The following is a 12,919-nucleotide window of genomic DNA, read 5'->3' on the forward strand; positions in this document are numbered from 1 at the left end:
CGGAGGACCGGACATGACCTCATCCCCATCGCTCGCCGGACGGCTCATCATCGTCACCGGCGCCGCCTCCGGCATCGGCGAGGCGACGGTCGGGCTTCTCGCCGGCGATGGTGCTCGCGTCATTGCGGTCGACCGCAACGAGGACGGCCTTGCCCGCCTCGCTGCCGGCACGGCGGGAGTTGTTCCGCTCTTGGCCGACGTGACGGACCCCGCCCTGCCCGAGCGCCTGTCGCAGACCCTCCAGTCGATCGGCCGTCCACTCGATGGCCTGGTGAACAATGCCGGCATCGGCCGCGGCGGCATGGCCGAGGAGACGGGCGACGCCGAGCTGGAACAGTTCCTGGCCGTCAACCTCGTCAGCGCCTTCCGCCTGTCGCGCTTCGCCGTCGGCGCGATGCGTGCGGCCGGCGGCGGTGCCATCGTCAATGTCGCGTCGATCTACTCGATCGTCGGCGCCACGGCGAGCGCGGGCTACAGCGCCAGCAAGGCGGCGCTTGCCGGCCTCACCCGGCAGATGGCGACCGACTACGGGCCGGAGAACATCCGCATCAACGCCGTCGCGCCGGGCCTCATCGAGACGCCGCTGACGCGCGAGCGCATCGCCAGCGAGACCTGGCGCCGGCACATCTTCATCGAGCAGGCGCCGCTGCGTCGCGTCGGCCAGCCGATCGACGTCGCCCGCGTCATCGCCTTCCTCCTCGGCGATGCGGCCGGCTTCGTGACCGGCGAGACGGTGCGCGTCGACGGCGGCTGGGCCATGGGCCGCTACCCGCGCCCGGAGGCGGCGCGATGAGTTTTGAGGATCAGGCGCCGGCCGAGGCCTACGACCTCGTCGTCGTCGGCTCGGGCGCGGCCGGCATGGCGGCGGCGATCACGGCCAGGCTGCACGGCCTCGACGTTGCGGTGGTGGAGAAGGAGGCGACCTACGGCGGCTCCACGGCCGTGTCCGGCGGCGCCATCTGGATCCCCGACAATCCGAAGATGCGGGCGGCCGGCATCAACGACAGCGCCGAGGCGGCGCTCGCCTATATCGCAGCCGAGGCCGGCAACCGCTTCGATCGCGCGCTCGTCGAGGCCTTCCTGCGCCATGGGCCGGAGATGGTCGCGTTCTTCGAGGCCAACACGGCCCTGCAGTTCGACTGCCGCACCTATTCGCCGGACTATCATCCGGACGTGCCGGGCGCGGCGCTCGGCGGGCGGGTGCTCGACGCCCAGGACTACGATGGCCGCCGCCTCGGCCGTCACTTTGCGCGCCTGCGGCCGCCGATCGAGGATTTCACCATCCTCGGCGGCCTGATGCTCAACCGCATCGACATCGGCCATTTCCTGAAGATGAGCCGCTCGCTGCCTTCGGCGCTGCATGCCGGGCGGCTCGTGCTGCGCCACCTGCGCGACCGGCTCGCCCATCCGCGCGGCACGCGGCTGGTGCTTGGCCAGGCGGTGGCCGGCCGCCTCGCCGAGACGCTGTTCGGCCTGGGCATTCCGCTGTTCCTCGAGACCGGCCTCACCGGCTTCGTGCGCGAGGGCGGGCGCATCGCCGGCATCGAGACCCAAGGCCGGCACGGCCGCCGCACCATCATGGCGCGCGTCGGCGTCGTGCTCGCCACCGGCGGCTTCCCGCACGGGGTGGACCTGCGGGGCGAGACGATGCCGCAGGCCGAAACGCCCCTGCGCTTCCATTCGCTCTCCCCGGCCGGCAACACGGGCGATGCCATCCGCATCGGCCGGGCGGCGGGCGCCCGCTTCGTCACCTCGAACAGCAATCCGGCCTTCTGGACGCCGGTATCGCTCCTGCCGGACGGCGACGGCGGACGCCCCTTTCCGCATCTCTTCCTCGACCGGGCGAAGCCCGGCGTCATCGCCGTCACCCATGCGGGGCGGCGCTTCGTCAACGAGGCGGTGTCGTACCACGACTTCGTGCAGGGGATGCTCACGGCCCTGGCGGAGGACGGGCGAACATCCACCTGGCTCGTCTGCGACCACCGGGCGCTGCGCCGCTACGGCCTCGGCGCCGTGCCGCCCTTCCCCGGCCGCATCGGACCCTATCTCAGCTCGGGCTATCTGCGCCGCGGGCGCACCGTCCGCGAGCTGGCCGAGGCGGCGGGCATCGATGCCGACGGGTTGGCAGCGACGCTGGCGCAGTTCAATACCGATGCCGCCCAAGGGCAGGATACCGCCTTCGGCAAGGGCAGCACCGCCTACCAGACCTATCTCGGCGATGCCGAGGTCGCGCCCAACCCCTGCCTTGCCCCGCTCAGCGCGGCGCCCTTCTACGCCGTCGAGATCTTCCCCGGCGATATCGGCACCAGCGCGGGCCTTGCGACGAATGCCGACGGGCAGGTGCTCGACGAGGACGGCGCTCCGATCGCCGGGCTCTATGCCTGCGGCAACGACATGAACTCGATCATGGGCGGCGCCTATCCGGGGGCCGGTATCACCCTCGGCCCGGCGCTCACCTTCGGCTATATCGTCGCGCGGCACGCGGCCCGGGTGGCCGGGGGCCCCTGAGTCGATAACGGCGCCTGCCGCCTGCCGGCTGAAGCCGCGCCGACCGATCCGACACTGAACCGGCGCCGCCTCCCTACTCGCGCCCCGGCATCACCGGCGCTGCAGCCCGCAAAACGCGCTGCAGCGCCTCGGGCCAACGAAGCCCTCCACACCCTCGCCCATCGCCCGGCACCTGCGGGATGCCGGCAGCAGCGCATGGCGCCCACTTGCCGGCCCCTGCCGCCTCCCCTTCTCCGCTGTTCGAAAGCTCCTTGCAGTCCCTTCTGCACGTCCGCCATTGACGGCCTCGTCACAGCATATATGCTAGTACCTTACATATAAGATGTCGTCGGGGAGGATCATGCACGTCATCACCACGCCTGCGCTGCGGCAGCAGGTTCTCGATGATTTGCGCCGGCAGCTCGGCCCCGGCGCCGTTCTCGTCGGCGACGACGTCCCCGCGCGCAATTGCAACGACTGGAGCCCGCAGGCGCCGCGCCGGCCGGTCGCGGTGGTGCGGCCGCTCGACGCCGCCGGCGTCGCCCTGACCTTGAAGGTCTGCCGCTCGGTGGGCTTCCCCGTGGTTCCGCAAGGTGGCCTTACCGGCCTGTGCGGCGGCGCCACGCCGGAGGAGGGCTGGGTTGCCTTGTCGCTGGAGCGGATGAGCGGCATCGAGGAGGTCGACGCCGCGAGCGCCACCATGACGGTGAAGGCCGGCACGCCGCTGGAGCGTGTGCAGGATGCGGCCGACGAGGCAGGTTTCCTCTTCCCGCTCGACCTCGGCTCGCGCGGCTCCTGCGCCATTGGCGGCAATCTCTCCACCAATGCCGGCGGCAATCGCGTCATTCGCTACGGCATGATGCGCGAGCTGGTGCTCGGCCTCGAGGTGGTGCTGCCCGACGGCACCATCATCACCAATCTCAACAAGCTCCTGAAGAACAACGCCGGCTACGACCTGAAGCACCTCTTCATCGGCTCGGAAGGCACGCTCGGCATCGTCACCCGCGTCGTGCTGCGCCTGTTTCCGAAGCCGCAGTGCACGATGGCGGCCCTGTGCAAGCTCGCCGACTACGACCGGGTGGTTGCCCTGCTCGCTGCCGCCCGCCGCGGCCTCGGGCCGCTGCTGTCGGCTTTCGAGGTGATGTGGCCGGACTACTGGCAGGTGGTGACGGAGCGCGCCGGCGTGCGCAGCCCGGTTGCGCCGGGAGACGGCCTCTACGTTCTCGTCGAGGCACAGGGCACCGACGAGACCATCGACCGGCCCCGCTTCGAGAGCTGGCTCGAGGGCCTCATGGAGCAGGAATTGCTCGTCGACGCGGCCGTGGCGCAATCGCTGGCCGACATCGATGCGTTCTGGGCCCTGCGTGATGCCTGCGCCGAATTCCCGGCCGTGCTCGGGCCGCACGTGTCCTACGACATCGGCCTCGCCGTCGGGCGGATGGACGACTTCGCGCGCCGCTGCAAAGCCGCGCTCGAGGCGGCGATCCCCGGCTGCGACAGCGTCTATTACGGCCATATCGGCGACGGCAACCTGCATCTCGTCACCTGGGTGCCGGGCCTTGCCGCCGCCGCCCAGCCGAAGCCGGCCATGGACGCGATCATCTACGGGCTCGTGAAGGAGCTCGGCGGCAGCATCTCGGCCGAGCACGGCATCGGCACCCTGAAGAAGCAGTGGCTCGGCCATGCCCGCAGCGAGGCAGAGATCGCGCTGATGCGCACGCTGAAGGCGGCGCTCGACCCCTCCGGCCTGCTCAATCCCGGCAAGGTGGTGTGATGATCGAGCGCGCCTTCAAGCTGGTCGACGCCCTGCTCGCGGTGCTGCTGCTCGGCATGGTGGTGATGGTCTTCGGCAATGTCGTGCTGCGCTACGTCTTCAACTCCGGCATCGTCGTCTCCGAGGAGCTCTCCCGCTTCTTCTTCGTCTGGCTGACCTTCATCGGCGCCGTCGTCGCCATGCGCGACGGCTCGCACCTCGGCATGGAGACGGTCCTCCTGATGCTGCCGCGCCGCGGCCGCATCGTCTGCCTCGCGCTCAGCCAGGCCCTCATCCTCGCCTGCTGCGTCATGCTGTTCTGGGGCGCATGGCAGCAGCACGAGGTCAACGCGACGACGGGCGCGCCGGTCACGGGGCTCTCCATGATCTGGATCTTCGGCATCGCCTATGTCACGGCGGTCGGCATCGGCGCCCATGCGGTGCACAAGCTCTGGCGCATCGCCACCGGCCGCATCCGCGACGACGAACTGATCGAGGTGCACGAGAGCGAAGAGACCGTGCCCCGCGAGGTGCGGCCATGACCGTCGCCGTCTTCACCATCTCGCTCCTCGGCGCCATGGCGCTCGGCATGCCGATCGCCTTCGCACTCCTCGGCTGCGCCGTCGCGCTGATGGTGATGCAGGGCCAGATCGACGCCACCATCCTGTCGCAGAAGCTCATCGAGGGCGCCGACAGCTTTCCCCTGCTCGCCATCCCCTTCTTCATGCTGGCCGGCGAACTGATGAACGCCGGCGGCATCTCCAAGCGCATCGTCGCCTTCGCCCTCACCTGGGTCGGCCATGTCCGCGGCGGGCTCGGGCTCGTCGCGATCTTCGCCGCGGTGGTCATGGCGGCGATCTCGGGCAGCGCCGCGGCCGATGCCGCGGCCATCGGCACATTGCTCATCCCCATGATGCGCCAGGCCGGCTACAACGTGCCGCGCTCGGCCGGGCTCATTGCCGCCGGCGGCGTCATCGCCCCGGTCATCCCGCCGTCGATCGGCCTCATCGTCTTCGGCGTCATCGCCAATGTCTCCATCGGCAAGCTCTTCCTCGCCGGCATCTTCCCCGGCCTGATGATGGGCACCGCGCTTGTGCTCACCTGGCTGTGGGTGGCGCGCAAGGACAAGGTCGCGATCCTGCCGAAGCAGGGCTGGGGCCTGCGCCTCAAGGCGGGCGTCGACGGCATCTGGGCGCTCGTCATGCCGCTCGGCATCATCGGCGGGCTCAAGTTCGGCATCTTCACCCCGACCGAGGCCGGCGTCGCCGCCTGCGTCTATGCCTTCGTCGTCGGCGCCTTCGTCTATCGCGAACTGCCGCTCAGACAGCTCTATCCGCTGCTCGTAGCCGCAGCGCGCAGCACGGCGGTGGTCGTCTTCCTGATTGCGGCGGCGCTCGTCTCCGCCTGGCTGATCACGCTCTCCGACGTGCCGGGCCAGGTCTCGGCGATGCTCGAGCCCTTCATGGGCAACAAGATCCTCCTGATGTTCGTCATCATGGCGATCGTCGTCATCGTCGGCACCGCGCTCGATTTCGCGCCGACGCTGATGATCCTGACGCCGGTGCTGATGCCGGTGATCAAGCAGGCCGGCATCGATCCGGTCTATTTCGGCGTGCTGTTCATCATGAACAACGCCATCGGCCTCATCACGCCGCCGGTCGGCATCGTGCTCAACGTCATCTGCGGCGTCGCCAAGATCCCCATGAGCGACCTGATGAAGGGCCTGTGGCCCTTCTTGTGGGCGGAGATCGCCGTCCTGTTCCTGCTCGTCCTGTTCCCGGACCTCGTGCTCATCCCGCTGAAATGGCTCTCATAACAACCGGAGGAGGAAACGAAGATGAAGACCAGGTTCTGCTACAAGCTCGCCGGCGCCGGCCTCGCCGCCGCCGTGCTGTTCACCGGGGCATCGGCGCAGGCCGAGTTCAAGGAGCGCACCTTCCGCGTCTCCAACGGCGTCAGCAAGGAGCATCCCATGGGCAACGGCCTTGCCGCCATGGGCGCCTGCACGCTGGAGAAGACCGGCGGCAAGATGAAGATCCAGGCCTATTGGGACGGCGCGCTCGGCAACGACCTCACCGCCACCCAGAGCGTGCGCACCGGCTCGCTCGAGATGGTGCTGACCTCGACCGCGCCGCTCACCTCCATCGTCCCCGAGCTCGGCGTCTTCGACCTGCCGTTCCTGTTCAATAACGAGCAGGAGGCCGACCAGGTGCTCGATGGCAAGGCCGGCGAGTGGTTCGCCGCCAAGCTGCCCGCTGCCGGCGTCATCAACCTCGCCTGGTGGGAGAACGGCTTCCGCCACACCACCAATTCGCGCCGCCCGATCACCAAGGCCGAGGATTTCGAGGGCGTGAAGATGCGCGTGATGCAGAACAACATCTTCATCGACACCTTCAAGGAGCTCGGCAGCAATGCCGTGCCGCTCGCCTTCTCCGAAGTCTATTCGGCGCTGGAGACGAAGACCGTCGACGGGCAGGAGAACCCCTTCAACAACATCGAGAACATGAAGTTCTACGAGGTGCAGAAGTACCTCACCCTGACCAAGCACGCCTACAGCCCGACGCTCGTGCTTTTCTCGAAGAAGACCTGGGACACGCTGTCGCCCGAGGAGCAGGCGGTGCTGAAGAACTGCGCGGCCGTGGGCCAGAAGGAGCAGCGCAAGGTCAATCGCGAGAAGTCCGAGGTCAGCCTCGCCAACCTCAAGGCCCAGGGCATGGAGGTGAACGAGATCACGCCGGAGGAAATGGCGCGCATCCGCGAGAAGGCGCAGGTCATCTACGAGCGCCACGGCAAGGCCATCGGCGACGAGGCGCTGACCCTCGTCTTCGACGAGTTGAAGCGCGTCCGCGGCAACTGAGCGGCGGTCGGCCGGCGCGGGCCCAGGCGGCCCGTGCCGGCCGGCGTCATTGACGGCCGGAGCCTTTCCGGAATGAATGTCCGTCTCCGGAATCAGACATCCCCCTGATGAAATCGTTCAGGCTCGATCCTCCCAAGTCGCTCTCCGCCAAGGTCATGCTGCGCCTGCGCCAGGCCATCATCGAGGGGGAGCTGGCGCTCGGCGCCATCATCGCCGAGGAGACGCTGGCGCAATCCTTCGGCGTCAGCCGCACGCCGGTGCGCGAGGCGCTGAACCAGCTTCAGTTGCAGGGCCTCGTCACCATCCGGCCCCAGGTCGGCAGCTTCGTCTTCAGGCCGAGCCCGGAGGACATCGCGGAGTTGTGCGAGTTCCGCTCCGTCATCGAGCCGCGCGCCGCCGAACTCGCCTTCCGCCATGACAGGGACGGCACGATCGCGGCCATGGCCGCCGCCATCGCCGACATGGAAAAGGCCCTCGGGAAACGGGACAACGTCGCCTATGGCCGCGCCGACACCGCCCTGCACGAGGCGCTGTTCGCCCATTGCGGCAATTCCTACATCGAGGAATCCTACCGCCTCGCGGCAGGCAAGATCGCGGCGCTGCGCACCAACCTCAGCTCGCCCATCGACGTCCAGAACCCGACCTCCTACGAGGAGCACCGCAGCTTGCTGCGCTTCTTCGAGGCGGGGGACTTCGCGGCCTTCGAGCGCCTGATGGTGGCGCATGTCACCGCCTCCGGCCGCACCTATGTCAAGGTGCTCGAGGAGCGCGCCGGGCGGCCCTGACGCGGCGCGCGATGCCGGTCTTCTTCGCGAAATGCAATTTCCGCTGCGCCGGGCCTCGACCGCATCGTTGCGTCTGCTTAAGAAAGACCTGGCGCAGCAAGCAGCATGGGGGCTGGAGCGATCTTGGCATTACCGGTCATCCTGGCGGTCATCGGCGTCCTGCTCCTCGTCATCAGCCTTGCCCAACCCCTGGCGGGGGCGCTCAGGATGCCGTTCAGCGTCGTGCTGGCGGCCATCGGCATGCTCATCGGAGCCGCGGCCTCCTTCCTGCTGCATACGGAGCTGACCGACGCCTTCAACGAGCCGGCCCGGGCCATCCTCGATTTTCCCATCGGCTCGACGGTCTTCCTCTACGTCTTCCTGCCGACCCTCATCTTCCAGACGGCCCTGACGCTCGACGTGCGCCAGATGATGCCCGACTGGGTGCCGATCTTCGTCCTCGCCGTCCTCGCCGTCGTCGTGGCCACCGCCGTCATCGGTTTGGCGCTGTTGCCGCTCGCCGGCCAGCCGCTGCTCGTCTGCCTCCTCCTCGGCGCCATCGTGGCGACGACGGACCCCGTCGCCGTCGTCGGCATCTTCCGCGACATCGGCGCGCCGGCGCGCCTCGGGCGGCTCGTGGAGGGCGAGAGCCTGCTCAACGACGCCGCAGCGATCACGCTGTTCTCGGTGTTCCTCGCCATCCTCGTCGCGGGCGAGACGCCGGGGTTCGGGGATGCGGCCCTCTCCTTCCTCTGGACGCTGTGCGGCGGCGCGCTCGTCGGCCATCTCGCCGCGCGCGCGGCGGCCTGGCTTATCGGCAAGATGCCCGAGCAGCGCTCGGCCGCCGTCTCGATCAGCTTCGCCCTCGCCTATCTCGTCTTCATCGCCTGCGAGCAGTTGCTCGGCGTCTCGGGCGTCATCGCCGTCGTCGTCGCGGGCATGACGCTGAGCCTGATCGGCCCGTCGCGCGCCTCGCCGGACGGATGGAGCTATCTGACCGGCATCTGGGACCAGATCGCCTTCTGGGCGAGCTCGCTCGTCTTCGTGCTCGCCGCCATTCTGGTGCCGCGCCTGCTCGCCAGCCTGTCGCTGTTCGATCTCTTCCTGATCCTCGTCGTCGCGGCCGCGGCGCTCGCCGCGCGCGCCGTCATCCTCTTCGCCCTCCTGCCGCTCTTGAGCCTGCTCAAGCTCTCGCCGCCGGTCAGCATCCCCTACCGCGTCGTCATCCTGTGGGGCGGGCTGCGCGGCGCCGTCACGCTGGCGCTGGCGCTCGCCGTGACGGAGAACGACATCGTCCCCGACGACGTCCAGCGCTTCGTCGCCATCCTCGCCACCGGCTTCGTCCTCTTCACGCTGCTCATCCAGGGCACCACGATGCGCTGGGTCATCTCCTCGCTCGGCCTCAATCTCCTGTCGCCCCGCGACGCCGCCATGCGCGGCCAAGTGCTCGCCGTCGCGCTCGAGAACGTGCGCGAGGCGGTCGCCCGCGCGGCCGAGGCCTACCGGGTCGCCTCCGCGACAGCCCTCGCCGAGGCCCGCCGCTATGCCGAGCGGATCGACGAGGCGGCGAGCGCCGGGCAGGGCCGGGAGCTGACGGACAAGGAGCGCCTGTCGCTCGGGCTTCTGACGCTCGCCGGACGCGAACGCGACATCGTCATCGAACGCATGCGGGCGCGCACCGTCTCGGCCGCGCTCCTGCCCTCGCTGCTCGCCCAGGCGGAGACGCTGCTCGACCGCGCCCGCACGGGCGGCTGGTCGGAATATCAGCGCGCCGCCAAACAGACGCTCGCCTTCGACTGGAAGTTCGGCTTCGCCCAGTTCCTCCATCGCCGCCTCCATGCGAGCGGGCCGCTGGAGCGCCTGCTTGCGCGGCGCTTCGAAATGCTCTTCGTCGCACGCACGGTGCTGGAGGAACTGAGCCCCTTCATCGACAGCAAGATCGTGCCCATCCTCGGGCTGCGCGTCGGCGAGGTGCTGCACGAGATCGTCGACCGGCGGCAGGAGGCCGTCGCCGCCGGCCTCGACGCTCTGAGGCTGCAATACCCGCTCTATGCGGAATCGCTGGAGCGCCGGCTGCTGCGCAAGATCGCGCTGAGGCAGGAGGAGCTCGAGTACATCGTCCTCTTCGAGGACGGCCTCATCGGCCCGGAGCTCTACGACAACCTGCGCCGCTCCGTCGATGCCGACCGCAAGGAGGCGGACCGCCAGCGCCGGCTCGATCTTGCCCTCAACGCGCGCGAGCTCGTCGGCGAGCTGCCGCTGTTCGCGGATCTCACGGGCGAGCAGCTCACGGAAGTGACGAAGCTGCTGCAGCCCCTGTTCGTCATCCCGGGAGAACAGGTCATCCGCCGCGGCGCGCCGGGCGATGCCGTCTATTTCGTCGCCTCGGGCGCCCTCGAGGTGAGCCTGCCGGGCCGCAAGGTCCGCCTCGGGCGCGGCGACGTCGTGGGCGAGATGGCCCTGCTCCACGGCCGGCCGCGCCAGTCGGACGTGCATGCCATCAGCTATTGCTTCCTCCTGCGCCTCGACGTGCGGGCCTTCCAAGGGTTCCTCGCCAAGCACCCCGGCATCCGGCAGAACATCGAGCAGGTGGCGGCCGAACGCGCGGCCGCGAATGCCGAAGCGGTGGCGTAGGTTCGGAACCTACTGGTCCCGCCCGGCCTGCCGCACGGCCGGCAGCGGGCACAGGCCGCCGCAGCCGGGAACGCCGGGCAGCTTGTAGCGCAGGCAGCAGACCTTACGCCGGCGCGTCTCGACGCCGTCCTCGATGACCGGCCTGATCGCCCCGTGCATGGGATTGGGCGCCCCGCACGGCAGCACTGCCGCCTCGGCAAGCCGGAGTGCCGCCGCGGCGCGCTCGCCCGGCACGCGCGGATGGATGGCGGCGGCGCGCACCACCCAATCGAAATAGCTCGCCGCATTGTTCCAGAAGAGCCGCGGCGCGAGCCCGCTGACCGCGACCAGCGCCGCGACTGTCGGCTCCAGGTGGTCCGTGATCAGCGCCTCCAGCACGGCGATCGCGTCGCAAGGTCCGAGGGTCTCGTCCGGCACGATGCGCGCGGCCCGGCTTTCCCCCTCCGCCGAAAAGGTGAAGGAGACCTGCGACAAGGCCGCCGCGGGCATCCGGTCCGAGAGCATCGCCAAGGCGGCGATTGGCAGGATAGCGCCGGAGAGATGGTAGAGGCTCCAGAAGGAGACGGCGGAGGCGCGGAGCCCCGGGTCGAAGCGGGCGGCATAGCGGTCGAGCAGCGGTCCGAGGCGGTCCGGCACGACAAGCTCGGCCGCCGGCAGGAAGTCCCGTTCGTCGTCCGGCCTCGCGACGCGCTCGCGCAGGGCGGCAAGGTCGCCGTCGAGGGCGCCATGCCAGTCGTGCGGGGCGGGATGCGCGAGGACGGCCTGCGCTGTGCTCATCCTTCACCCTTTCAGCGGCAGGAAGACCGAGGAGCCGCCCGGATAGCGTCCCGAAGGCGCAGGATCAAGCCGGCGAGGACAATCACCGGTTTTGTGATCCCGTCGCAAGGGGACATCCGGCGGGTCTTCAGGCGCATCAGGCCGGCACATAGCCCTTCAGCGCCTTGCGCTGCGCAAGACGCCGGGCGGCGGCGCAGGCATCGGCACGGCTGCCGCAGATGTCGAGCCGGAAGACCCCACGGCGACCGATACGCCCGTAGTTGCGGACGAGCGACCATTCGCCGAGCAGGTTTCGCTCGATGGACAAGGCATAGAAACGCGCCATGTTGCGGCGGGGATCGATGCGGTGGAGAACGATCATCACGGCTCCCGGACCGGTTTTTGCGACCCTTTCCGAGGAAACACGCGTGGAATCCGGCGTCCAACGAGAGTTATGAATCGATCCGGCGCGAACGATTCACGCCGCTGATGAGGCCCCAGCCGGAGGTTCCTGCCCGATGATCGATCAAGCCGCCCGCGCCGGAGCGCAGGTCGCCCTCCTCTACCAGGCCCTGCCGCCACCGGTCATCGGCGGCCTGCGCAAGGACGCCAAGCCCGGCGGCTATTCCGACAGCGGCGCCGACATCGGCTTCGCCCTCGCAGGGGCCGGGGTGCCGGTCCTGACGCCGGTCCGCGATCCCGATCCGTCGCGAAACCTCGACTGGGTCTTTCCCGACACGCCGCAGGGCATCGCCGAGGCGATCGACCGCGGGGCAACGGTGCTGTGGGCTAATACCGTGCTGTTCGAGGGCCATCCGCTGGCGCAGGTGATGGGCGAGCGCTTCATCGTCGGCCACCGGCCCGACGCCGTGCAGCGCGCCGACGACAAGTTCCTCACCAACCTGCGGCTGCGCGAGGCCGGCCTGCCGGTCGCCGGGTCGATCTTGGCGGCGCGCGAGGCCCGTCATGGCGTTGGGGCGATCGCGGAGATCGACGCGGCCCTTCTCAAAAAAGCAGGGCTCGCCCTGCCGCTCGTCGTCAAGCCGGTGCGCGGGCGTGGCAGCCAGGGCGTGACGGTGGTCCGCAGCATTGCCGCCCTGCAGGCCGCCGCCCGCGACCTCCTCGCCGCGGCGACCTTCGGCGACATCGTCATGATCGAGGATTTCCTGCCGGGCGAGGAACTGACCGTCGCCGTCCTTCCCGCCGGCCTGCCCGGCCCTGACGGCCGCCATGCGCAGGAGGCCTGGTGCCTGCCGCCGGTGCGCCGGTTCGACCACCACGACGACGTGGCGCCCTACAACGGCCTCGTCGCCGTCACGCGCAACAGCGTCGCGCTGACGGCGCACGAGGCCGCAGAACCCGCCGTTGCGGCCGTCATGGCCGCCTGCGCGGCCGCGGCCGCGGTGGTCGAGGCGCGCACCATCATCCGCATCGACTGCCGGGCGGGAGCCGACGGACGCTACCGGCTCTTCGACCTCAACATGAAGCCGAACCTCACCGGCGCCGGCAGGCCCGGGCGCGAGGACCAGGACAGCCTGTGCACCATCGCGGCGCAGGCGGCCGGCTGGACCTATGCCGACCTTCTCGGCGCGATGCTCGCCGGTGCCTGGCGCGAGAGGGACGGCCTCGTCGAGCGTCTTGGAGTTACGGGCGGCTGCTGAGCCGTCC

At 69.6% G+C, this 12,919-nt stretch carries 11 protein-coding genes; 9 read left to right on the forward strand and 2 right to left on the reverse strand.

Annotated elements, in window-relative coordinates; translation table 11 throughout:
* The first annotated feature begins 13 nt into the window (after positions 1-13).
* From AL346_RS23605 to AL346_RS23640, 8 genes are all read left to right on the forward strand, one after another.
* Positions 14-793: an SDR family NAD(P)-dependent oxidoreductase gene (locus tag AL346_RS23605; protein ID WP_019402655.1), complete on the forward strand. Its 780-nt coding sequence runs from the start codon at positions 14-16 to the stop codon at positions 791-793.
* Positions 790-2,508, forward strand: coding sequence for an FAD-dependent oxidoreductase (locus AL346_RS23610; RefSeq protein WP_019402654.1), 1,719 nt, complete (start codon positions 790-792; stop codon positions 2,506-2,508). The genes AL346_RS23605 and AL346_RS23610 overlap by 4 nt, the downstream gene beginning before the upstream one ends.
* A gap of 340 nt (positions 2,509-2,848) precedes the next feature.
* Positions 2,849-4,261, forward strand: coding sequence for an FAD-binding oxidoreductase (locus AL346_RS23615; protein WP_019402653.1), 1,413 nt, complete (start codon positions 2,849-2,851; stop codon positions 4,259-4,261).
* The gene (locus AL346_RS23620) at positions 4,261-4,782 is read left to right on the forward strand and encodes a TRAP transporter small permease (RefSeq protein ID WP_019402652.1); all 522 of its coding nucleotides are present in this window, start codon (positions 4,261-4,263) and stop codon (positions 4,780-4,782) included. The genes AL346_RS23615 and AL346_RS23620 overlap by 1 nt, the downstream gene beginning before the upstream one ends.
* Positions 4,779-6,056 (forward strand): TRAP transporter large permease, encoded by a 1,278-nt coding sequence (locus AL346_RS23625; RefSeq protein ID WP_019402651.1) that lies wholly within the window; start codon positions 4,779-4,781, stop codon positions 6,054-6,056. The genes AL346_RS23620 and AL346_RS23625 overlap by 4 nt, the downstream gene beginning before the upstream one ends.
* Positions 6,057-6,077: 21 nt before the next feature.
* Positions 6,078-7,097 (forward strand): TRAP transporter substrate-binding protein, encoded by a 1,020-nt coding sequence (locus tag AL346_RS23630; RefSeq protein WP_019402650.1) that lies wholly within the window; start codon positions 6,078-6,080, stop codon positions 7,095-7,097.
* A 107-nt stretch (positions 7,098-7,204) separates the two neighbouring features.
* On the forward strand, positions 7,205-7,882 hold the full coding sequence (locus AL346_RS23635) for a GntR family transcriptional regulator (protein ID WP_019402649.1): 678 nt from the start codon (positions 7,205-7,207) through the stop codon (positions 7,880-7,882).
* Positions 7,883-8,005: 123 nt separating this feature from the next.
* Positions 8,006-10,495, forward strand: coding sequence for a cation:proton antiporter (locus tag AL346_RS23640; protein ID WP_053194211.1), 2,490 nt, complete (start codon positions 8,006-8,008; stop codon positions 10,493-10,495).
* 9 nt (positions 10,496-10,504) lie between these two features.
* Here AL346_RS23640 and fhuF read toward each other — a convergent pair whose 3' ends face one another.
* Both fhuF and AL346_RS23650 read right to left on the reverse strand, forming a co-directional pair.
* Positions 10,505-11,272 carry a siderophore-iron reductase FhuF gene (fhuF, locus tag AL346_RS23645; protein ID WP_019400890.1) on the reverse strand — a complete coding sequence of 256 codons (768 nt, stop codon included), beginning with the start codon at positions 11,270-11,272 and terminating at the stop codon, positions 10,505-10,507.
* Between the two features lie 136 nt (positions 11,273-11,408).
* Entirely contained in the window at positions 11,409-11,633 is a 225-nt protein-coding gene (locus AL346_RS23650) for a WGR domain-containing protein (protein ID WP_019400889.1), read from the reverse strand.
* Positions 11,634-11,769: 136 nt separating this feature from the next.
* On the opposite strand from AL346_RS23650, the gene AL346_RS23655 reads away from it, so the two are divergent.
* The gene (locus AL346_RS23655; RefSeq protein WP_019400888.1) at positions 11,770-12,912 is read left to right on the forward strand and encodes a hypothetical protein; all 1,143 of its coding nucleotides are present in this window, start codon (positions 11,770-11,772) and stop codon (positions 12,910-12,912) included.
* Positions 12,913-12,919 lie beyond the last annotated feature (7 nt).

It is taken from the genome of Chelatococcus sp. CO-6 (assembly GCF_001271345.1).
GTDB lineage: Bacteria > Pseudomonadota > Alphaproteobacteria > Rhizobiales > Beijerinckiaceae > Chelatococcus_A > Chelatococcus_A caeni.